The following is a 22,173-nucleotide window of genomic DNA, read 5'->3' as shown; positions in this document are numbered from 1 at the left end:
ATCAGGACTAAAAACCTTTGAATAAAACACTTAAAACCAAAGGAATTGTAAGCGTAGAGGAATTTTTAAAATATGCTCTGAGAAATCTATTGGCTTGTAGCATATGGCTACTGATGGTTTTGCCATTGATACCCATAATCTCCTCTACTTCTTTGTAAGATTTACCTTCTAATTTGCAGAGTGTAAATACCATTTTACGCTGAGGGGGCATCAGGTTAACGACCTGCTGCAATTTCCGGGCCTTCTCTTTACTCAGTATATCTTCTTCAATATGAAGGTACAGTTCTGAACTTGAAGCCACCATTTTAGCCAATAAACGTCTGTCTTTAGCCACTTTCCGAAAATAATCATGTACCAGGTTCTCTGCGATGAGAAAAAGATAGGATTTAAAAGACTTTTCAGGATCAATATTTCTCCGCACTTCCCATATTTTGAAAAAAAGCTCTTGCAGTATTTCTTTGACCAGGTCGTCAGATTTGAGAAGTTTGAATAAATTTCCAGCGATCCGGAATTTATAATTGTTGTAAAGTATTTCAAATGCAAGCTCATCACCGTTTTTCAATTGAAGTAATAAAGACTTCTCATCAGTTTGATTAATGTTGACCATTCGTCCTGCAAGTATACATTTACTAAAGGAAACAAGGTAATAATAATTTCTGGAAGATGCACTGAGGCGTATTTCAGCCAGACCAGCAGAGAAATCGCACGACATCGTTGGCAAAAAAATATTAACAGTTTATAGGGTAAGATCCAAACAGCATTAACATAAATTTTCTATATTATAACCATCAACTCTTATGTTTAGGGCAAATATTTATTAATTTAGAACTCCAATTACAAAACCCTATTTATTGCATGATTGCTGAAGATATACATAATCTAAGGTTGAAATACATCAATAAGCTATTCTACAGAAAAGGAATTATTGAAAGTCAATCCATAGAAATCAGGCAGCAACCTGATAATTGTCCGGTAATTAATTATATTTCTTTAGCGACTTGAAAACCTTTTCATCTTTAAAAGAATTGTTCGCAATTCTGAGCAGAGAGCACAAACTCATCACCGAGATATTTGAAAAGCGCAAAGTTTTAGCTTATAAATATGATGATGCCCTGGCCGTAGTAGATTACAATGAAGATAAAATCAGTGCATTGATAGAATTCTCTGTATTAAGGGAAAACGGACCATATTTGGAGATCGATGACCAATATCTTCAGTTTTTTGAGCAAATTCTGGAAGTAAACGAAGAGATTAACGTTTCTTACATCAATGAAAACCTCCAGAATATCAAGCAAAACATCAACTATTACCTCCAGGAAAACAATGAACACAGGAAGTATAATTATCTGAGACAGATTAAAAGTGCATTCCGGAAAACAGGCGTTATTGCCATAAGGAATGTAGTAGATTTGAGAAGAAACATAGATAATACATTTAAGAATGAGCCGAATTATAAAATTAAAAAGGCCAAGCTTGAACATTTGGATGTGAAACGCAATGATATTTCTGCACTTGTGGAATTAACAGACCAATTGGTTTCGGGTGAAGAAGAGCAGACCTTTTTTAAAACAGCTTTAGATGAGGAGCTGCAAAGAATTATTGTGGGTTTGAAAATGCAGCTCAATTCATCCCGGCATAATTTAATAGATATCCAGAAGCAAATCATAGAGTTTTTAAACCGCTTAAAATATCAAAGTGGTTTAATGGAAAAGATCAGGCAGTTAAAATATCTGAAAGATCAGTTTGAGCTAAGAAGTAAAACGAATATTCTTACGGTACTGAATGCAGATTATGCACTGGTTTACGAACCCAATCCTGCCTATCCGTTAAAACTTTCTATAGAACAGTTACAAGGTGACGATGAGACGCTTGATATTATAAAAAAAGTAGTTGAACGTAATAAATCAGGAGTTAGGAAAAAACAGTCTGTTGCTGATCATAATTTAGCTGATTACCTGGAAACCGATACAGAAGAAATAACCCAGATCAATCTGGAAGAAGTTAAAAATAGTTTTCTGGCGGGCAGCAATAACCTCTTCGATTTCCTGCAAAGTTATGATTTTGGTCGCCCGGTTTCTTTTGATGAATGCGTGACTGTTTATTGTCAGCTCATCTCACAATATGATATGCATTTCAGATTAACCGACCAGTACCAGAAAAGAAATGATACTGAATATTTATTAATTTATCCACTATAGTATTAAAACATATGATTGAAATACCTAAGCAATCTGCAGAAGTTTTTGAAATTCTGAGCAAGGGGCAATTCATCTGCTCTAATAGCGGAAGAGATCTTGTGCGCAAGTTATATAATGCAATCAACAATGATTTTGATGCTTACTACATGTATTTTGCGGGGATAAATTTAATCCTCGAAGAGGGCGATGAATATTATTATTTCGTCCGTACAGACAACCGTGCCGATTTGGAACGCAAATTAGACATTGCCATGAAGTGGATTGATATCATTGATTTCCTAAAAACTTTTGATAACGGCTTCGGTTCCGGTTTTCGTTTCAGACCTTCATCCATATTAGTGAGGTTGTCTGTAGATGCAGATTTAAAAAACAAACTGGAAGGACTAAAAAAGTATGCCGGCGGAAAAGATAAACATGCTGAAATAATCAATAAAATTTTAGACCAGTTAGAAAAAGATAATTTTATAGAAGTTGAAAATGAGATGACGGAAGAGTACAAAACACTGGCTTCTTTCGATTATCTGGAACAACTAATTTTAAATATCAATATTCCTGAAGATATACAGAATGAGATACCTGAATAAAATAATTTTCATAAACAGTGCTAATATCTTTTATTCGGAGATTAGTATAGATGGGAATGTCCACTTTATAGGGACACAAGGCGTAGGAAAGAGTACCACGCTAAGGGCCATCTTATTCTTTTATAATGCAGACAAGCTGAAATTAGGCATTGAAAAAGGAAAGAAATCTTTTGATGAGTACTATTTCCCCAATGACAATTCATTCCTTATTTATGAGGTAATGAGCGAGACTGGTCCTTTTACTGTGCTGGCTTTTAAAGCCCAGGGGCGGGCTGCGTTTCGCTTTATCGATGGACCGTATCTTAAAGAGAACTACATTAATCAGGATAACAAGGCAATGACGTGGGATCAAATCAGGGCTACGCTTGCCGGAACATTTAATTATTCCAGGAAAATTGACCGTTACGAAGAATACAGAGATATTCTTTATGGCAATAATAAGGGCCTGCCAGCAGAATTCAGAAAGTATGCTTTAATTGAAAGCCGTCAATATCAAAATCTGCCCCGCACTATTCAGAATGTATTTTTGAATTCAAAACTGGAAGCGGAATTTATCAAGCAGACAATTATCATGTCATTAAATGAAGAAGACGTGAAGATTGATCTCGATCAATACGCTTTACACCTGCAGAATTTCCAGGAACAACTGGCGGATATAAGCAAATGGAGTGAAAAGAACCGAATTGGTGAAGTGGTGGTGCGTACTGTAGCGAATAATATAGCTGCCTTATACAGTAAAATTTGTTTTCTTGAAAAGGATAAAATAGAGGCAGCACAGTTATTAATAGCAGCGCATTCTTTATTGCAGAAATCTTTTCCTGTAATGTTGAAGCAGTTGGAAAATGAACAAGTAAAACTGGCTGCTGCCTGTAAAAAAGTTGCAGAAGCCAATCAGAAATTCCAGGAGAAAAAAGAAAAAATAACTAAGGAGATCATTCTTTTAGATGCAAAATTGAAAGAGGCCAAACTGAAATCTGAAGATTATGAACGGCAGAATATTACTCTTGTAATTCAACGCATAGCTCAAAGAATAGAATGGGAAAATCAGCGTAACAATTTACAAAAAGAACAGGAGTTGCTCTCCTCGCGTTTCAAAGAGATAACAAGTAAGTATGAAGCTTTAACCGTTCAACTTCAAAATCGGCTCAGCGATTTCATTAATTCAAAGAACGCAAAAAAGAATGAATTACAGCATAGTTTTTACACCTCTAAAGAAGAACTTGTTAAACAATATGAGAAAATAGCAATTGAGATTGAGCAGGAGAAAAAAGACGTTAAAATCAATATAGAACAGGCGATCGCAAGCCATACCAATCTTATTCATGAGCTGGAACTCCGCAAAAAAGAAGCTGAATTGAAACCTTATTTTGAAACTGAAATACTCCAAAGCAAACGGCTGATCAGTGATGCTACCCATAGGATGCAAACAGCTGAAGTTGATATTCAGGACAGCAAACGGCAGATTGAATCTTTACAAAAAACATGGGATTTTGACATTACCAAATATGATTCCGATTATAACTTTCAAACCATAAAAGTTAATGAACGCATTACTGCCGCCAGGTTGAAGATTGAACAGACCAATTTGATTCTGGATAAAAGTAAAGATTCCTTATATACCTGGCTGCATGAGAATAAACCAGGCTGGGAACAAACCATTGGAAAAGTAATAGACCAGGAACAAGTATTATTCCAATCTGGATTGTCGCCAAAGATTAACCGGGCTGACAATGGCTCATTCTTTGGTGTAGAAATTGATCTTAAGGAGATATCGGCATCTGTTAAAACCATTGATGATTATAAAAGAGAAAGCCAGCAGTTTAGCAATCAAATAAAGAAGGCAGAAGATGAGCTGATTTCTTTAGGTGAAACAAGAGGAAAAGAACAGGAAAAATTCAAGAAGAAGTACCAGCCTCAAATTAAAGCTTTAAAAGATCTGATTGCTTTAAGGGAATATGAATCTCAAAAGGCAGTTTTCGATAAAGACCTTGCAAGTATCCAGTTAGAAGAATGGAACGTTAAAGCAGCAACAGAACGCAAAAATACAATTCATGAAATTAAGCAGGAAATAGAAAAAGTAACACAGGAAAGACAACTGGCCAATGAGCGGCTACAGTTTCTTATTAAACAAACCAGAACTCAAGTTGAAGAAAAAAGGAGAGAAAGGGAGAACAGGATAGCTTTACAACAGAAAATTCTGGAGGAAGCTATACTAAAGCTCGATAAAGAAATCCAGGACGAGGAAATGGCCATAAGCATGCGTAAAGAAGAGATTAAACTGCAAAGCAACAACACACTCAAAAATGAAGGGGCCGATATGGTAAGGATTTCTACCATTGAGAAGGAACTGGTTACTATAACAGAAGAACTACAGTTTATTGAAAGAAACCGGGATTTGGTTGCTGATTATAATAAGGATAAACGCGAATTATTTGATCATGTTGATGTTTTTAAAGCGAATAAAAAAGTATCTGAGACCCGTCTGTTATCGGAACAGCAGCGGCATGAACTGGTCAAAGTAAAACTTCAGGAAGTTGTAGACAAATTGAAGGTAATCATTGATGAGCTAGAGGGTTTACGTAAGGAAGCCGATGAGGATTTGAAGGAGTTCGATTCCTTTACCGGTACGGAAGTTTTCTCCAGGCTGAATCATAATTCATCTCCTATAAAAGAGATTATTAAACCCTCAAAGAGACTTAAAATACTTATTCAAGAGCTAAACGACATCAGCTTTGGTCTTAGTGAAAGGCTTACAGATTTGCGTAGCGCAATCAGTAAATTTCTAAGTAACTTTTCTTATAACAATGTATTCGGGTTCCAAACCAATCCGATTGAAAATGAGGACTATCTACGTTTTGCAGAGAACCTTAAAGAGTTTTTGGAAGAGGATAAAATTGGCGAGTATGAAAGACGCACCAATGAACATTTTGCTAGTCTGATTATCCAGCTTGGAAAGGAAACAACAGCACTGGTTTCTAAAGAAGGAATCATTTTAAATGTAATAAGACAAATTAATAAAGATTTTGAAGAACGAAATTTTGCGGGGGTAATCAAAAGTATTAACCTCAGACTTTCAGCAAGTGCAAATAAAATCGTAATGCTATTATCAGAAATACGGGCTTTTAATGATGAAAATAAACATACCTTAGGTAAGGCCAACTTATTTAGCACCGACAATACAGAAGCGAACAATAAAAAGGCAGTTAGCTATCTTAAAAACTTTGCAGCAGAAATAGCCACCTCCAAAACGCACGAAATCAACTTATCCGACACGTTTGAGCTGGAATTTAAAATAGTAGAAAACGACAATGACAGCGGCTGGGTAGAAAAGTTAACTAATGTTGGATCTGAAGGGACAGATATATTAGTTAAGGCAATGATTAATATCATGCTGTTAAATGTATTTAAAGAAAGTGCCTCTAAGAGATTTAAGGATTTCCGTCTGCATTGCATGATGGATGAAATAGGAAAATTGCATCCTAATAATGTAAAAGGAATATTAAAGTTTGCTAACGACAGAAATATTGTACTGATCAATAGTTCTCCAACTTCTTACAATGCGCTGGATTATCGCCATACCTACCTGTTGTCGAAGGATAGCAAAAGTGTAACTACGGTTAAAAAACTGATTACAAACAATTAGATCATGAGATTAAGCAAATCTTTAGCGGTTAAACTTTTACAATTAGCTAAGGGAGAGAAAATACCTGCAAGTAAATTAAATTATCCACTAATAGCAGAATTACTTGCTGAAGGTATTATCGCCGACAGCAGGTCAGGCCGTTTAAAAAGTGTTTTTCATATTTCCCACAAGGAGTCTTTAGCTGCATTCTTATTTAATCGATTTTCTATTGCTAATCTTGAAATCTATATTGACACCTTAAACCATGAGAATTTAAGCAGGGCATTGATGGTGCAATCAGCAGCAGATTCTAAAATAAAAAAGATAAGAACATTTAAAGGATTTCTCATTAATTGTTATGAACCTATAACGGCAACTTTAAATCAACAGCAGATTATTATTCATCCCCCACAGGGAACATTTCAGTTTATTCATGATTTTGAGCACTTTATTCCTCAGCCAGATGTGACAATCGTAAGTGTAGAAAATGCCGAGAACTTTAGCTTGATCAGTAAGCAACAATACCTTTTTAGAGGTATTAAAACTTTGTTTGTAAGCCGCTACCCTCAAAATCAAAGTAAAGATTTGGTCAAATGGCTCAGTTACATCCAAAATCCACACCTTCATTTTGGTGATTATGACTTTGCCGGTATCAATATTTATTTACAAGAATATAAGCGGCATCTTGGTATTCGCACGAGATTTTTTATACCCCCAAACCTGGAAGATTTCATTGCCAGGCTTGGAAACAGGAAAATATACGATAATCAGAAAGCCAACTTTTCATCAGAAACTATAGAGGAACCGGAAATTCTACAAATTATTTCACTTTTGCATAAATATAAAAAAGGACTGGAACAGGAAGCTTTAATTAGACTTTAAGGCTATAATAAATATATTTGAACAGGAAGCAGGCTATTATTGATCATCGCTGAAATCAACAGCTTCTCTCCTTTCACGATTTCCTCCAGACTGATTCAGTTCCTGTTCAGTATTTTATTATTCAGACTTACCTTTTCCACATATTATTGGTTTTCCACATAGTTATCCACACTAATGTTAAGAACTTTTCAATTGAATCATTAAAAGACGCCCCTTTACCCGGTGTTACCAAATTGTTGGTTTGCAAATAAGTTATTTTGAATAAGTACGAAGACTTCTCTTCTTTTGCGCAAGAAATGGGTTCCTATTGAGGAATACATTCCGTAATTTCGGGTTTGATGTTGATCTTATGAAAACACAACAAGAGCTACCTATCGAAACCAGCATAATCACTACTACAGAAATCTCTACGCCGCTAGGCCCGATGCTGGCAGGAGCTACTGCAGAAGGCATTTGTATACTGGAATTCATTAACCGGATCAGATTAGAAAAAGAGATTCTTGATTTACAGAAACTGCTTAATGCAGTGATGCAACCTGGACAAAATCCACACTTAGATCAATTAGAGAATGAACTGGCCGAATATTTTGAGGGGAAGAGGAAGGTATTTTCAGTTCCCCTGCACGCGCCTGGAAATGAATTTGCACAAACAGTATGGAAAATATTACAGGAAATCCCGTACGGACAAACTTGTTCTTATAAACAGCAAGCCGATAAGATGAATAATCCCAAAGCCATTCGTGCAATTGCCTCCACAAACGGCAGGAACCGTTTAGCCATTATCATTCCTTGTCACCGCGTAATTGGCAGTGATGGCAGCATGACCGGATATGCCGCCGGAGTAGAAAAGAAAAAATGGTTGCTTAAATTCGAAAGAGATAATTCTGAAAAACCAGCAAATACCTTATTTTAACAAGATGCAGACTTATAAAAACTTTAAAATTGGCCAGTGGGTAAAATCATACAGCAAAGGAATCCATAGAATAGAAAAATTCATCCCTATAGAATATGAAGAATATCATTTTTTTGTGATGGGAGATTGGGAAACAGGATCAATCAAAGAAAATCAGATCGGAACTCTGCAAGAAGAACCACTCGTGGAATTAAAACGTCTTTTCAATTCAAAATTTAAGAAGCAAATTGGTGCTGATTATTGCTCAGGTTATTATTTAAAAGATTTAACTGCAGAAGAACAGGCAAATGTAGAAGAGCAAATAAAATCCAATCCAAAATACACAACTGATCTTGACAAATATGTGCTTCCGAAATTCGAAACCCGCTATGGATTAAGCCTTGCCTTAACTGACGACACCATTCACCTGGTTAAAGAACTGGCACAATTTATCAGACAGGATGATGGCCGGACTTTTACTGAGATCTTTGGATGGCTGGAGCATAAAAACTATAAGCAACTACTTTACAAACAAGACTCGCCCATTGACAAAAAAGGACATTATCTACAATTCATCAACTGGAATTACCAAGTCAGAAACAACCGGTTATTATTTACAGATCTACTTGCCTTTACGCCAGATTACGTAAAAATAGACACCAATTAATGTACCTGAACATGAGAAAAATGATATTGATTGCAGGATTTCTGACCGCAGGAATTACTGTATCTGCCCAACGTAAACATTCTTCCAGCAATATTATTTCCTGTACTTACAATGCTGCCACCTTTCAATAAGACACACGCTAAAAAAAGTATTTTGGGAGAAAACCCAACAACAGCACAAGAAGAAGCTTATTCAGTGGAACTGCAAGTCAGCAATCCTATGCCTGCAGTCTTTCTGGCGCAAGCCATTGATGATCCTATATCTCCAATCAATAATTCTTACTTAATGAATGCTGCCCTGCAAAAAGCGGATGTACCTGTCGAAATGCACATTTTTCAAACAGGCGGCCATGGCTGGGGAATCGGTAAAAAAGACTCTCCTGTTTCTGCCTGGCCTGCCCTTTTTCAAGCCTGGTTAAAAAATAAAGGATTTTAATTACTCATAGCATCCATTTAGCAAGACATTGTTAATTATTTTCGTAATCTGTTTTGTTTCATTATGCAAAAAGAAATGTCCACCATTGAAATAATGAATATTACAAAGTTTATAGGTATGTTTCTTCCAGTTATTACACTGCTCAGCCGTTAAATCTTCATCTTTTCCTAAAAAAACAGTAAGGTTTTGATCAAATGGCCTGAGGTCTGCATGAATTTCATCTGATTCAGATAATTTGAAATCGTTTTTCAATAAAGGCAGGAACATTTCCATTAACTCAGGATGTTCAAAAAACTCTGGTGGAGTCCCGCCCAGCTTAATTATTGCCTCCTTAAATTCTTCATCATTCATTAAATGATATTTCTTTAGATCATCCCTTTTGATCCCAGGCGCCCCACGCCCCGAAAAAAATATATGCAGCGGTTCTGCATAACCAGCATCTCTGATTCGCTGAACAAGCTTATAAGAAAGCATAGCACCCATACTATGCCCAAATATTGCGTAAGGAGACTGACCAATATCTTTGCTGATGACTTTAAAAATATCTTCAACTGCTTCAGAAATATTCTGATATAATCGCTCTTGTATTCTGCTTCCCCGGCCTGCAAGTTCAATCGCATTCAGTTCAACAGAAGGACTTAGATGCCGATTCCATTTCGTATAAATTGTTGCTGATCCTCCGGCATAGGGGATACAGAAAAGTTTTATCTTCTTCATTTTTTTTAAATTAAATTAGTGGTATTTACTCTTTTTCTGGCTTTAGCACACCTTAAGGAGCTTAATTAATCAAATACTTAACATCCTCTAAAGTATATGGCTCCGGTAACTTATAACCATTAACGAAAATAGTTGGTGTGAAAGTAATGCCTGCCATATCACACCAATCCCGTTGCTTTTTACTTACTTCACGCATTTCACCATTAAAACCTACAGGATACTTTAAGGCCCAGCTATCGTAATTCTGGTCATTTTCAGCATACCATTCGTTCAGCGCATCTTTCACTATTGATTTATTATCCAATAATTGTAAAGCCGTTATATGCCTTGCAATTTTAGTTCGCATGTCATTATCCTCGTTCACAGTAGAGAAAACTATTTTTAACTGCACATCGTTACGTCGCTCTATCCAATCTTCCATTACCTGGTGTGCCTTAGCGCAGGGTTCACAATATGGATTACTGACTATAGTGATCACATTCTCCGCCTCAGGGTTACCTAATAATACCGGCATCAATTCATCTGTTACAGCATAACGAGGCTGACTGGTTAGTATCTGATTAAATAATTCAACATTGTATTTAAATTTCTTCAACTGCTCCTGCAAAGGGATCAGCTGAGCAGCCTTGGAAAAGAATGGCTTCAGAAATCCCCAGGCAACAATTGGAAATAAAAAGGCCAGCGGCAGCAAATAAAACAAGGAAGAGGAAATATTCGAAAGGTTGTAAATTGCACTAATGCCGCTGCCATTCATTAAAATTAACACCAAGAATTCCAGCCAGAGCACAACCTGAACAAGGCAACAAAGAATACACCAGTTTTGCTTGCGGTATTGATAGGATAGCGAATAAATAGTGTAAGGCATTGCAAATAGGTTTAGCCACGCCAATATACCGATGGCCTGCGGACTCAGCAATAACAACAGTAATGAGCCCCCAAAGTAGAAAAACCCTACTTCGCTCCAGCTTAACCACGAAGTTAAATTTGCTGCATCAGTTTTGAGAATTGCGTTGCATCCATCCTTGCCACCCAGCTTGCAAAGATTTTGTATAAAGGGATTATTTGAATTCATACTTTGAACCAGTAAGAGTATACTGAACCCTAACCCGGTCAATTTTACCAGGCCTAAAAGAAAATGAAATAGATTAAAGGACTCTTGAAAAAAAACGAGATAGATACTTCCTAATAAAACTAATAAGGAAGACGGCAACAATAAATCTTTAATAAATGATCTTAACCGGTTTTGCTGATAATTCTTTTCTCCACTTTTTGTATTGGTTTCTGCATTTAAAGTAATACCACTCCAACGATCCAAAAATATCTTTTCATCCATTGTTTCTTTATAGTTGTCTTCATCAGAAAATTGGACCGTCTGATTAATCAACTGGTGCACCAGTACAAAATATCCATCTTTTTCTGGAAAATGTGCTATAAATGGAAAGCTCATACCAGCCGCATTAAACTCCTTTTTATCTAGGCGGTAAGCTTCATTTTCAATTCCCCAGTCCGTTAAACAATCACTGATAGCTAATAGACTTGGGTATTCCGGATGATTAAGAACACATTGATTGCTGGTTTCACGTGTTACTTTGCCATGGATGCTTTTGATCAATAAGTGCAGAACAGCTTGTGGATTTGTTTGTTTAGTACCGAATATGCTCATAAATATTTAATACATTAAAATTAATCAATATTAATTATTAATAGATACAAATATTCAAAATAGTAAAAAACAAAGCAGATTTCCTGAAGAAACCTGCTTATAATCAGCTCAAACTAAGGAGCAATAATAGTGAAAAGGTATACCGCAAAAATAACCAGCAGTACTATACCCTGTAATATGTTCGTGCGGCCGGTAGCCAGCGAAAGCATAATTGTAAACTGAGCAAGCAACAGTAAAACTGTTGCCTTCATATCAATTCCTAAGGTAATACTCATACCAGTTACCATAGCAACAATTGCAACTGCAGGAATTGTTAAACCGATACTCGCAAGTGCAGAGCCTAAAGCAAGATTAAGACTGGTCTGTAAACGGTTCTTTTTTGCAGCACGGTAAGCAGCAAGTCCTTCGGGCAATAAAACTACAGCTGCGATAATTACACCAACTAAAGATTTTGGTGCACCCATATTTACAACAGTGTTTTCAATGTCCGGAGCTAAAGCCTTAGCCAGTAATACAACAATGCCCAAGCATAGCACCAATAAAAAAGCACTCATTAAAGCTACTTTTTTTGTTGGCGGTTCAGCATGTGCATCCTCATTTCCATCGGCCTCAGGAGGCAAAAAATAATCCCGGTGTCTAACCGCCTGAACCATGACAAAAGATCCATACAAAACCAAACAAACTACAGCTACAAAAATCAGCTGAACCTGGGTATATTGTGGCCCGGCTTTACTTGTGGTGTAATTTGGAAGAATTAGCGTAAGCACCATAATTGCTGTAAGCGTAACCAGCGCCGCACTAACTCCAGGCAAGCTGAATACTTGCTCTTTAAATTTAGCACCACCTACAAGCAAACTTAACCCAACTATTCCCGTTAAAATAATCATAACGGCCGCGAGTACTGTATCCCTGGCAAGTTCAGCCACATCCGGCCCTCCGGTCAACATCAGAGAAACAATCAATGCAACTTCTATAATGGTAATCGCTAATGCGAGTAATAAAGTACCAAATGGTTCACCGACCCGGTGCGCTACAACTTCGGCATGGTGAACAGCAGCAAGTACTCCACCAATTAGTACAGCTGCAAGAAAAAAGGTATAAAGTATACCAAGATCCAGAGAAATCCCGAAATAAGCCAACCAGGCTATAACAGGCGTTACTATTGTCCATAATGGCAGTGGTAATTTTTGTTTCATAAAGATTCTTGTTAATTAAGTAATAGTGAAAAGTAGTATTAAGCAATTATGGTGCTAAAGAAACAAAATGACAAGTGTTTATATATACTCAACAAAAGTTAACATTCTTATTTATAAACTAAGTTTAGTTTTGCGATAGTTACCTATAAATAAAAGTTACTGTATAAAAAAAATTTTAATCGCACTTCCTATGCCGTACATCAGTTTTCAGCACAACCGAAAAATCTGTTAACGAAGCTTTCAATAACCGTTAACCCAATAAAACTTAACAATTATATAATACACTATTGTTTACTTATATTAAACAATAAGCCTATAATTGTAAACAATAAAACTTGAAGTAATGTCAATAAAATTAGTAGTGTTTGATATGGCAGGCACAACCGTAAGTGATGAAAATTACGTAGCCCTATCCTTTCAGCAGGCCATGAAAAAACAGGGATATGAGGTGGAACTGAAAGATGTAAATCCATTAATGGGTTACGAAAAGCCTGTTGCCATCCAGATGATGCTGCAGAAATGTGAAACTGATGTTCAAAAAATCAACACAGCTATTATAACACAGATCCATGCTGATTTCGTAAATATTATGTTGGAATTTTACACCCGCTCTAATGAAATCAAACCACTCCCGAATGTTGAAAATACATTTGAACAGCTTAGGAATATGGGGATTAAGATTGGTTTAGATACAGGATTTTCCAGGAACATTGCAGAATTGATTATCAGCCGGCTAAACTGGGAAGATAAAATTGACATTATGGTTGCAAGTGATGATGTAAAAAACGGGCGTCCATATCCAGATATGATTCATAAAATGAAAATGGATCTGAATATCCTTCCGACAGACGGGGTTATAAAAATCGGAGATACAGAAGTCGATATAAATGAAGGCCTCAATGCTGATTGTAATTACGTAATCGGAATCACCACCGGAGCTTTTACAAGAGCAGAGCTTGAACCACATCATCCCACCCATATCATAGATGATATTTCAGAACTGATTGCAATTATCAAAGCATAAAAAGGATTTTAATATTCAGTCTTCCCCTTCGTGATTTAACACAGTTTTAATGATTATTAACTATTAAACTCTGCCGAATTTCTTAAGTTTGAGCAATTGCCCCCTTTATGGAAGAGAATATTATACTTAAGATAAGTACCAGGATAAAAGAAATAAGAAGAGAACGGAATACAACGGTACAGGAACTTGCTGATCGTGCGAGTGTAAGCAAAGGCCTGATTTCACAAATTGAAAACAACCGTACAGTGCCATCTCTAATGGTTTTGATAGCTATTATAAGCGCCTTAGATGTTGATTTGAATCAGTTTTTCAAAGACATATCAGCTAGCAGCCAACTTAGCCCCGTACTCATCAAAAGAAAAAATGAATATGAGTCGTTCGAAAAAGAGCAGGCTTTGGGTTTTTTATATCAGCGCATTTTCACAAAGACCTTTAAAAACTCAACTGTTGATATCGTGTTGCTTGAACTTGAACCCAATGCAAGCAGGCCAATGGTGGTTACCGAAGCATTTGAATACAAATATATCTTATCGGGAAAAGTAGATTATATTTTTGAAGATCAGACCTACAGTCTCTCTGATGGCGACTCCATGTTATTTGATGGACGTTTACCGCATACACCTAAAAATACCACCGATCAGAAAGCCATTATGCTGATTATATACTTCTTTGAGCAAAACGGAAACAGCTCAACAAAATAAAAGTACAGGTGCAGTACGCCTGCCTCAAATTCCTCATCCATCAGGTGAATATGTTTTGCTATAATTCACGGAGTAAAGTGTACATATTGAGGTCAATGGATAAGCAGGGAAATAATAGATATGTCTAAAACAGGCAATATTTCCAATATGTCATTTGGTCTTCGATCAGGAGCACTTCTTTTGCAAAATTACTTTTGTAACTTTACCATTGCAAATCTCTTAATACAATAGAATTAATGCCACTTCTTACTACACAAATGAAATCAAGCTTGGCCGCTACTTTAACTAAGCTTTTTAATAACCGGCTATTTATTCTTAGTATTTTTATTCTGCTGCCTGCAATTACCTCCTACCGACAATATCATTCAGGCACCTCTCATAATAACTATCTGATCTTTATTTATACTTATTTTCATGCCAATGATCATGTATCCTTATTTGGCAGGTATCCCGAATATGCAGATATGAATCATTACGGTCCATTGTTCTCTCTGATCATTGCGCCTTTTGCTCAGTTACCTGAATTTTTAGGGATGTTTTTCTGGGAGCTCGCCAACAGTCTGTTCTTATATTATGCAATAAAGACACTTCCTTTGAAAGAAGCGAAAGTAAATGCAGTATATTGGATCATTGCGCATGAGTTGCTTACTGCACTATTTGCCTGTCAAATTAATCCTTCGATTACAGCAATCATTGTTTTAAGCTATACTTTAGTTGATAAAAAGCAAAATTTTTGGGCAGCATGTCTTATTTTGCTTGGAACATTTATCAAATTATACGGTATTGTCGGCCTGGCTTTCTTCTTCTTTGTTAAAGAGAAGCCAAAGTTCATCGCCTACTGTATCTTCTGGGCTATCGTATTCTTTGGACTGCCGATGTTATTTTATGGTCATGAATATATTTTGTTACAATACAAAGAATGGTATCTTTCTTTAAGTGCTAAACAGCTTGAAAATGCCACACTTGTTTCCTGGCAAGATATATCATTGATGGGTATAGTCAGAAGAGTGACGGGCAATCCTGATCTTTCCAACTTACCATTTCTGATTACTGGAATTATACTTTTCTGTCTTCCTTATTTAAGAATCAAACAATATCAGTCCCCCGCATTCAGGCTAATGTATCTGGCATCAACGTTGATTTTTACCGTTATCTTTAGCAATTCATCTGAATCACCTACTTATATTATTGCATTTACCGGAGTAGCAATCTGGTTTATTTTACAAGAAAAACCCATACAACCAATCGTGATTGCTCTTTTTATTTTTGCGATATTGCTTACAAGTTTAGGTTCTTCTGATTTATATACCAGATCTTTCAGAGACAATTATATCATTCGCTATTCGTTAAAGGCTCTTCCTTGTGTATTCATATGGCTATACATGACTTATCAAATGATCTTTAAGCAATTTGATTTAAAAACCACCACCATCCAATGAAACCATTATGATTTTTCAAATCACACCACGAATTGAACCGGGCATGCAAGCTCTTGAACACAAAAATCAAATCGATGCTGGTGAAAAATATAAAATCGTGACAGCTTCATAACCGATTAAAATAAATATAAACTGATGAAAAAAACAGTATCTGTAGTGATCCCTGCTTTTAATGAAGCAGAGAACTTAATCGTCATTATCGACAGGTTGGAAGGTATTTTCAAAAATACAGCCTATGAAGCTGAATTTATAATTATTGACGATGGCAGTACCGATCACACGCTAACCATCCTTAAAACGATGGCAAGTATCAATACTAAATTATTCTATATAGAGTTTTCACGGAACTTTGGACACCAGCTTGCCTTAAAAGCAGGATTAGACCAGGCAAAAGGAGACTGCGTAATTTCTCTTGATGCCGATCTTCAGCATCCTCCAGAACTGATAATTCAGATGCTTGAAAAATGGGAAGAAGGTAACGATGTGGTTTATACCCGCAGATCAGAAGATAAAAGTCTGCCTTATGGAAAAAGAAAATCATCATCTCTTTTCTACAAACTGATCAATGTCTTGTCAAGTATCCAAATTGAAGAAGGGACTGCTGACTTCAGGCTGATGGATAAAAAGGTGATAGATGTATTTAGAAACTTTGAAGAGAACGAACCTTTTATCCGTGGCCTTGTGCAATGGATGGGTTATAAACAAATTGCGATTGATTATATCCCGCATAAAAGACACGCGGGCACCAGTAAATATAACCTTCGGAAAATGATGCGTTTTGCACTACAGGGCGTAACCTCGTTTAGTATCAAACCACTTTATACCGCAGTATATCTTGGCTTTGCCTTTTCTATGTTATCTGTCTTATATATTCCTTACGTATTCTACTCAGTTTACATGGGTATAGAAGTAGATGGATGGGCATCTACCATTATGACCATAGTCTTTTTCGGAGGACTACAGCTTATTATTATGGGGATTATAGGAATCTATATCGGGAAGATGTTTATGCAGACAAAAAACCGGCCTAACTATATCATTAAATCTACAAATTTCGTTCCGGCAACTACAAACACAAATTATGATATTGCTCAGCTTTGATATTGAAGAATTTGATATGCCTTTTGAATATGGGAAAAGTATCACTTTTGAAGAACAAATAAGAATCTCTTCTGAAGGTACCCTGACCATATTGGATTTGCTGGCTAAAAACAAACTTAAGGCAACCTTTTTCAGTACAGTTACCTTTGCAAAAAATGCAACTGCAATTATCAAGCGTATACTTGATGAAGGACATGAGCTGGCTTCTCATGGCGTTTACCATTCAGATTTCAAAAAAGAACACTTACTGGAATCCCGGTTAGCACTGGAAGAATTATCAGGGGTTGCAGTCACAGGCTACAGAATGGCCAGAATGATGCCCGTAGATGAGCAGGAGATACAAAAAGCAGGTTATCTATACAATAGTTCTATTAATCCAACCTGGCTGCCTGGAAGATATAACAACCGGCATATTTCCAGAACATACTTTTTTCAGAGTGGCGTTTTACAATTACCAGCTTCAGTAAGCCCTATTTCGCGGTTTCCACTTTTCTGGTTATCATTTCATAACTTGCCACTTTGGTTCTATGAACACCTGGTCAAAAGAACTTATCAAAAAGACAATTATATTAATATATATTTCCACCCCTGGGAATTTACAGACCTCACCGATAAAGAGCGCTTTGGTTTTCCGGGTTATGTCAGTAAAAATTCCGGTCAGGATATGATTGCCAGGATGGATAAATTTATGGGATGGCTAAATAAGCAAGGTTACCCTTCAGGAACAATCTCACAGTTCACGAAGAATATTCCACTGGCATAAAAAGCATTGGATTTATTAAATATATTAAGGCTCGTCTTATAAGTAAAATTATGTCCGTTCCCGGAAAGTCACATACGATTGAAAGAAGTAACTGAACGCAGACATCAATACAATAATGAAGGCTTGTGAAGGCGTAGCCCACAAGCCAAAATATCCAACCAGCAAATGTAGCAGACCGTAATTCATCAGCAATGAACTTGCAGTGACGAACGCGTATAAACCCAGCTGTTGAACGCCTCTCCCCTCCTGTTGAAAAACTAAATACTTATTCAGTAAAAATCCAACTGGAAAACTTACAGAAAGTGCCATCAGATCTGCGCCAATGTAAGAGGTGATTGTATAGCTTCCGATTCTCAGCGCCTCTCCCTTCAATACATAATTGTAACTCAGAAAGAATATAGTCAAATTGAGCAGCGCATTACTACCACCAGTTATGCCATATCTAAAAGTCTTTATGGGTATAAACCGTAAAAAAGGAAAGTAGAAAAAATCTATAAGCTTAATGAGTGGATTCTTGAGCAAGTCTGATCAATTATGTAATACAAATAGTATAATAGCAGGTAAATATAAGACTCTTTTCAGACACGTTGCTACAAGGGTAATTAATAATTAAATGAAGTAACTTTATCTGTCTGCAAGCGGTGAATTGAATTCAGAAGAATTGGTGGATAGGGTGTGCTTGTTTACAAAAAAGTCTGTAAACAAGAAAAGCCTGCAGTTTCCTACAGGCTTTCTTTAAGATTTGGCACCGACCTACTCTCCCACGTGTTACCGCAGTACCATCGGCTCTGGTGGGCTTAACTTCTCTGTTCGGAATGGGAAGAGGTGGACACCACCGATATAGGCACCTAAATGTCTTTATCCAGCTTTTGTTTGATCGCTTTCTACAGCGATTGCTCGATTGATATTGTAATGGTCTGCTCCTGCTCTGCTGTTTGCAGGCGGGTATCAAACGATGACATATTATTGAAAGAAGTTAGTTATGAAGAACAAACAACAGTTTATTGCTCTTGAAAGCTTCGGATGATTAGTATTACTCGACTATGCTGTCACCAGCTTTACATCTGTAACCTATCAACGTAGTAGTCTGCTACGGTCCTATATGGAATTCTCATCTCGTGGCTAGTTTCGCACTTAGATGCTTTCAGCGCTTATCTATTCCCAACGTAGCTACTCTGCAATGCCCCTGGCGGAACAACAGATTCACTAGAGGTTAGTCCAACCCGGTCCTCTCGTACTAAGGTCAGCCCCACTCAAAATTCCTACGCCCACAACAGATAGGGACCGAACTGTCTCGCGACGTTCTGAACCCAGCTCGCGTGCCACTTTAATCGGCGAACAGCCGAACCCTTGGGACCTTCTCCAGCCCCAGGATGTGACGAGCCGACATCGAGGTGCCAAACCTCCCCGTCGATATGAGCTCTTGGGGGAGATCAGCCTGTTATCCCCAGCGTACCTTTTATCCTTTGAGCGATGGCCCTTCCATGCAGAACCACCGGATCACTATATCCGTCTTTCGACCCTGCTCGGCTTGTCTGCCTCACAGTCAAGCAAGCTTATGCTATTGCACTCCTCATACGGTTACCAAGCGTATTGAGCTTACCTTTGAAAGCCTCCGTTACCTTTTTGGAGGCGACCACCCCAGTCAAACTACCCATCAAACAATGTCCCCCCCGAAAGGGGTTAGACACCGAATACAAAAAGGGTGGTATTTCAACGTTGACTCCACAACACCTAGCGATGCCACTTCATAGTCTCCCACCTATCCTACACATCCTGTATCCAATGTCAATGTTAAATTGTAGTGAAGGTGCATGGGGTCTTTCCGTCCCGTTGCGGGTACCCGGCGTCTTCACCGGGACCACAATTTCACCGAGCTCATGGCTGAGACAGCGCCCAGATCGTTACACCATTCGTGCAGGTCGGAACTTACCCGACAAGGAATTTCGCTACCTTAGGACCGTTATAGTTACGGCCGCCGTTTACTGGGGCTTCGATTCAATGCTTCTCCTTACAGATGACATCCCCTCTTAACCTTCCAGCACCGGGCAGGTGTCAGGCCTTATACTTCATCTTTCGATTTTGCAAAGCCATGTGTTTTTGTTAAACAGTCGCCTGGGCCTTTTCACTGCGGCTGACATTGCTGTCAGCGCCCCTTCTCCCGAAGTTACAGGGCCATTTTGCCGAGTTCCTTAGCCATGATTCACTCGAGCACCTTAGAATTCTCTTCCCGGATACCTGTGTCGGTTTGCGGTACGGGTTTTTATAACCTGAAGCTTAGCGGTTTTTCTTGGAAGTCTGATTACCTGCGCTATCCACTTACCCGAAGGCTTGCGGTACTATCGACCTTCAGCTAGAGTGGCGGATTTGCCTACCTCTCCAATACCTACAGTCTTTAACGATCTATTCCGTCAGATCGCGGCAGTGTCACTACTCCGTCCCCACATCGCAGTTATAAAAAGTACTGGAATATTAACCAGTTGTCCATCGAATTTCCCCTTCGGGTTCTCCTTAGGCCCCGACTAACCCTGATCCGATTAGCGTTGATCAGGAAACCTTATCCTTTCGGTGGGCAGGTTTCTCGCCTGCCTTATCGTTACTTATGCCTACATTTGCTTTTCCAGAAGCTCCACCACAACTTACGTCATAACTTCGCTGCCGCTGGAATGCTCCCCTACCGTAATATTTAATATTACCCATAGCTTCGGTGTACTACTTTATGCCCGTTTATTATCCATGCACGATCGCTCGACTAGTGAGCTGTTACGCACTCTTTAAATGAATGGCTGCTTCCAAGCCAACATCCTAGCTGTCTAGGCAATCGCACCTCGTTAGTTCAACTTAGTAGTAACTTGGGGACCTTAGCTGATGGTCTGGGTTCTTTCCCTCTCGGCCCGTGACCTTAGCACCCCGGGCCTCACTGCAGTGTATATTTATTAGCATTCGGAGTTTGTCTGGATTTGGTAGGATTTGACTCCCCCGCACCCAATCAGTAGCTCTACCTCTAATAAACTTGACCACCACGCTGTTCCTAAAAACATTTCGGGGAGTACGAGCTATTTCCCAGTTTGATTAGCCTTTCACCCCTACCCACAGATCATCCGGAAACTTTTCAACGTTTATCGGTTCGGTCCTCCAGTACGTGTTACCGCACCTTCAACCTGTCCATGGGTAGATCACAAGGTTTCGCGTCTACCTCCCCTGACTATACGCCCTATTCAGACTCGCTTTCGCTTCGGCTGCGTGTCTTAAACACTTAACCTTGCCAGAGAAGAGTAACTCGTAGGCTCATTATGCAAAAGGCACGCCGTCACGCCACCTGGACGCTCCGACCGCTTGTAAGTACACAGTTTCAGGTTCTATTTCACTCCCCTGTTCGGGGTTCTTTTCACCTTTCCCTCACGGTACTGGTTCACTATCGGTCTCTCAGGAGTATTTAGCCTTACCGGATGGTGCCGGCAGATTCCCACAAGGCGTCTCCGACCTCGCGGTACTCAGGATACTACTAGACTAATGTTACTTACGTGTACGCGGCTCTCACGCTATTTTGCCAGGCTTCCCATCCTGTTCCACTTCATTTCATTAATGCCATATCGTAGTCCTACAACCCCAGCTATGCCGTAACATAACTGGTTTGGGCTCTTTCCCGTTCGCTCGCCACTACTTAGGAAATCATTATTATTTTCTCTTCCTCTGCTTACTTAGATGTTTCAGTTCGGCAGGTTTGCGCATCGTAATGCGACTAGTCTTCAACTAGCCAGGTTTCCCCATTCGGAAATCTCCGGATTAATTCATATTTGCTAATCCCCGGAGCTTATCGCAGCTTATCACGTCCTTCATCGCCTCTGAGAGCCAAGGCATCCCCTGTGTACTCTTTCTTACTTTCTTCTCTCCATAGCCTTTTGCGCCTATGGAAATGCTTTTTTTATTCTGTTATTAACCTTACAGTTCTATTTTGTGTACAAGTACACTAGTAGTTCCTTCAAGCTAACAACGTCTCTATTGTTGTTGCTCTTCTTTATTAACTTCTTCCAATATGTCAAAGAACTTTATTGTCCCAGGTATTACAGTATTACTACCTCTACCCTATTTCCTGTAGCTTTTATCTTAACTACGGGCCAATCGTGGAGAATAACGGAGTCGAACCGTTGACCTCCTGCGTGCAAGGCAGGCGCTCTAGCCAGCTGAGCTAATCCCCCTTAGAATATATAATGTAGTCCCGAGCAGATTTGAACTGCTGACCCCTACATTATCAGTGTAGTGCTCTAACCAACTGAGCTACGGGACTA

General features: G+C 38.3%; 17 protein-coding genes, 2 tRNA genes and 2 rRNA genes. 12 read left to right on the top strand and 9 right to left on the bottom strand.

Annotated features, from left to right (window positions below):
- Positions 1 to 7: 7 nt before the first annotated feature.
- On the bottom strand, positions 8 to 712 hold the full coding sequence (locus tag AY601_RS23910) for an RNA polymerase sigma factor (protein ID WP_068406164.1): 705 nt from the start codon (positions 710 to 712) through the stop codon (positions 8 to 10).
- 286 nt (positions 713 to 998) lie between these two features.
- Here AY601_RS23910 and AY601_RS23905 point away from each other — a divergent pair, with 286 nt between their 5' ends.
- The 7 genes from AY601_RS23905 to AY601_RS23875 all read left to right on the top strand — a co-directional run bounded on the left by AY601_RS23905 (position 999) and on the right by AY601_RS23875 (position 9,280).
- Complete coding sequence (locus AY601_RS23905) at positions 999 to 2,198, top strand: hypothetical protein (protein ID WP_068406161.1); 1,200 nt, start codon at positions 999 to 1,001, stop codon at positions 2,196 to 2,198.
- Positions 2,199 to 2,209: 11 nt separating this feature from the next.
- Positions 2,210 to 2,782: a condensin complex protein MksE gene (locus AY601_RS23900; RefSeq protein ID WP_232324660.1), complete on the top strand. Its 573-nt coding sequence runs from the start codon at positions 2,210 to 2,212 to the stop codon at positions 2,780 to 2,782.
- Positions 2,766 to 6,425, top strand: a complete 3,660-nt coding sequence (locus AY601_RS23895; protein ID WP_068406158.1) for an ATP-binding protein — start codon at positions 2,766 to 2,768, stop codon at positions 6,423 to 6,425. Before AY601_RS23900 ends, AY601_RS23895 begins: the two co-directional genes overlap by 17 nt.
- Positions 6,426 to 6,428: 3 nt before the next feature.
- Positions 6,429 to 7,286, top strand: coding sequence for a DUF7281 domain-containing protein (locus tag AY601_RS23890; protein WP_068406155.1), 858 nt, complete (start codon positions 6,429 to 6,431; stop codon positions 7,284 to 7,286).
- Positions 7,287 to 7,635: 349 nt separating this feature from the next.
- Positions 7,636 to 8,199: a methylated-DNA--[protein]-cysteine S-methyltransferase gene (locus tag AY601_RS23885; protein WP_068406152.1), complete on the top strand. Its 564-nt coding sequence runs from the start codon at positions 7,636 to 7,638 to the stop codon at positions 8,197 to 8,199.
- A gap of 4 nt (positions 8,200 to 8,203) precedes the next feature.
- On the top strand, positions 8,204 to 8,845 hold the full coding sequence (locus tag AY601_RS23880; RefSeq protein ID WP_068406149.1) for a hypothetical protein: 642 nt from the start codon (positions 8,204 to 8,206) through the stop codon (positions 8,843 to 8,845).
- A 153-nt stretch (positions 8,846 to 8,998) separates the two neighbouring features.
- Positions 8,999 to 9,280, top strand: coding sequence for an alpha/beta hydrolase (locus tag AY601_RS23875; RefSeq protein ID WP_198163573.1), 282 nt, complete (start codon positions 8,999 to 9,001; stop codon positions 9,278 to 9,280).
- On the opposite strand, the gene AY601_RS23870 is transcribed toward AY601_RS23875, so the two are convergent.
- The 3 genes from AY601_RS23870 to AY601_RS23860 all read right to left on the bottom strand — a co-directional run bounded on the left by AY601_RS23870 (position 9,281) and on the right by AY601_RS23860 (position 12,856).
- A complete protein-coding gene (locus AY601_RS23870) occupies positions 9,281 to 9,997 on the bottom strand; it encodes a thioesterase II family protein (protein ID WP_068406144.1) in 717 nt (238 codons plus the stop codon).
- A 61-nt stretch (positions 9,998 to 10,058) separates the two neighbouring features.
- Entirely contained in the window at positions 10,059 to 11,660 is a 1,602-nt protein-coding gene (locus tag AY601_RS23865; protein WP_068406141.1) for a thioredoxin domain-containing protein, read from the bottom strand.
- Between the two features lie 113 nt (positions 11,661 to 11,773).
- Entirely contained in the window at positions 11,774 to 12,856 is a 1,083-nt protein-coding gene (locus tag AY601_RS23860; protein WP_068406138.1) for a calcium:proton antiporter, read from the bottom strand.
- 343 nt (positions 12,857 to 13,199) lie between these two features.
- Here AY601_RS23860 and AY601_RS23855 point away from each other — a divergent pair, with 343 nt between their 5' ends.
- The 5 genes from AY601_RS23855 (at position 13,200) to AY601_RS23835 (ending at position 17,884) form a co-directional block, all read left to right on the top strand.
- Entirely contained in the window at positions 13,200 to 13,880 is a 681-nt protein-coding gene (locus tag AY601_RS23855; RefSeq protein ID WP_068406136.1) for an HAD hydrolase-like protein, read from the top strand.
- Between the two features lie 107 nt (positions 13,881 to 13,987).
- Positions 13,988 to 14,581 (top strand): helix-turn-helix domain-containing protein, encoded by a 594-nt coding sequence (locus tag AY601_RS23850; RefSeq protein ID WP_068406133.1) that lies wholly within the window; start codon positions 13,988 to 13,990, stop codon positions 14,579 to 14,581.
- 257 nt (positions 14,582 to 14,838) lie between these two features.
- Positions 14,839 to 16,020: a glycosyltransferase family 87 protein gene (locus AY601_RS23845; RefSeq protein WP_068407915.1), complete on the top strand. Its 1,182-nt coding sequence runs from the start codon at positions 14,839 to 14,841 to the stop codon at positions 16,018 to 16,020.
- Positions 16,021 to 16,155: 135 nt separating this feature from the next.
- On the top strand, positions 16,156 to 17,121 hold the full coding sequence (locus tag AY601_RS23840; RefSeq protein ID WP_068406130.1) for a glycosyltransferase family 2 protein: 966 nt from the start codon (positions 16,156 to 16,158) through the stop codon (positions 17,119 to 17,121).
- Entirely contained in the window at positions 17,102 to 17,884 is a 783-nt protein-coding gene (locus AY601_RS23835) for a polysaccharide deacetylase family protein (RefSeq protein WP_068406127.1), read from the top strand. The genes AY601_RS23840 and AY601_RS23835 overlap by 20 nt, the downstream gene beginning before the upstream one ends.
- Before the next feature lie 48 nt (positions 17,885 to 17,932).
- Here AY601_RS23835 and AY601_RS23830 read toward each other — a convergent pair whose 3' ends face one another.
- From AY601_RS23830 to AY601_RS23810, 5 genes are all read right to left on the bottom strand, one after another.
- Positions 17,933 to 18,406, bottom strand: coding sequence for a GtrA family protein (locus tag AY601_RS23830; protein WP_068406124.1), 474 nt, complete (start codon positions 18,404 to 18,406; stop codon positions 17,933 to 17,935).
- A gap of 218 nt (positions 18,407 to 18,624) precedes the next feature.
- A 5S ribosomal RNA gene (gene rrf, locus AY601_RS23825) occupies positions 18,625 to 18,736 on the bottom strand.
- A 156-nt stretch (positions 18,737 to 18,892) separates the two neighbouring features.
- Positions 18,893 to 21,772 (bottom strand): 23S ribosomal RNA (locus tag AY601_RS23820).
- Between the two features lie 237 nt (positions 21,773 to 22,009).
- A tRNA-Ala gene (locus AY601_RS23815) sits at positions 22,010 to 22,083 on the bottom strand.
- Between the two features lie 15 nt (positions 22,084 to 22,098).
- A tRNA-Ile gene (locus AY601_RS23810) sits at positions 22,099 to 22,172 on the bottom strand.
- Position 22,173: the final 1 nt, after the last annotated feature.

This window comes from Pedobacter cryoconitis, from assembly GCF_001590605.1.
GTDB lineage: Bacteria > Bacteroidota > Bacteroidia > Sphingobacteriales > Sphingobacteriaceae > Pedobacter > Pedobacter cryoconitis_A.
This window is presented reverse-complemented; position numbering and strand designations above follow the sequence as displayed.

Bases quoted from the DNA above. Each gene is read 5' to 3' on its own strand.
- AY601_RS23895 (WP_068406158.1), top strand. From the start codon at position 2,766: ATGAGATACCTGAATAAAATAATTTTCATAAACAGTGCTAATATCTTT.
- AY601_RS23835 (WP_068406127.1), top strand. From the start codon at position 17,102: ATGATATTGCTCAGCTTTGATATTGAAGAATTTGATATGCCTTTTGAA.
- AY601_RS23865 (WP_068406141.1), bottom strand. From the start codon at position 11,660: ATGAGCATATTCGGTACTAAACAAACAAATCCACAAGCTGTTCTGCAC.
- AY601_RS23890 (WP_068406155.1), top strand. From the start codon at position 6,429: ATGAGATTAAGCAAATCTTTAGCGGTTAAACTTTTACAATTAGCTAAG.
- AY601_RS23880 (WP_068406149.1), top strand. From the start codon at position 8,204: ATGCAGACTTATAAAAACTTTAAAATTGGCCAGTGGGTAAAATCATAC.
- AY601_RS23860 (WP_068406138.1), bottom strand. From the start codon at position 12,856: ATGAAACAAAAATTACCACTGCCATTATGGACAATAGTAACGCCTGTT.
- AY601_RS23870 (WP_068406144.1), bottom strand. From the start codon at position 9,997: ATGAAGAAGATAAAACTTTTCTGTATCCCCTATGCCGGAGGATCAGCA.
- AY601_RS23855 (WP_068406136.1), top strand. From the start codon at position 13,200: ATGTCAATAAAATTAGTAGTGTTTGATATGGCAGGCACAACCGTAAGT.
- AY601_RS23900 (WP_232324660.1), top strand. From the start codon at position 2,210: ATGATTGAAATACCTAAGCAATCTGCAGAAGTTTTTGAAATTCTGAGC.
- AY601_RS23845 (WP_068407915.1), top strand. From the start codon at position 14,839: ATGAAATCAAGCTTGGCCGCTACTTTAACTAAGCTTTTTAATAACCGG.
- AY601_RS23910 (WP_068406164.1), bottom strand. From the start codon at position 712: ATGTCGTGCGATTTCTCTGCTGGTCTGGCTGAAATACGCCTCAGTGCA.
- AY601_RS23840 (WP_068406130.1), top strand. From the start codon at position 16,156: ATGAAAAAAACAGTATCTGTAGTGATCCCTGCTTTTAATGAAGCAGAG.
- AY601_RS23885 (WP_068406152.1), top strand. From the start codon at position 7,636: ATGAAAACACAACAAGAGCTACCTATCGAAACCAGCATAATCACTACT.
- AY601_RS23850 (WP_068406133.1), top strand. From the start codon at position 13,988: ATGGAAGAGAATATTATACTTAAGATAAGTACCAGGATAAAAGAAATA.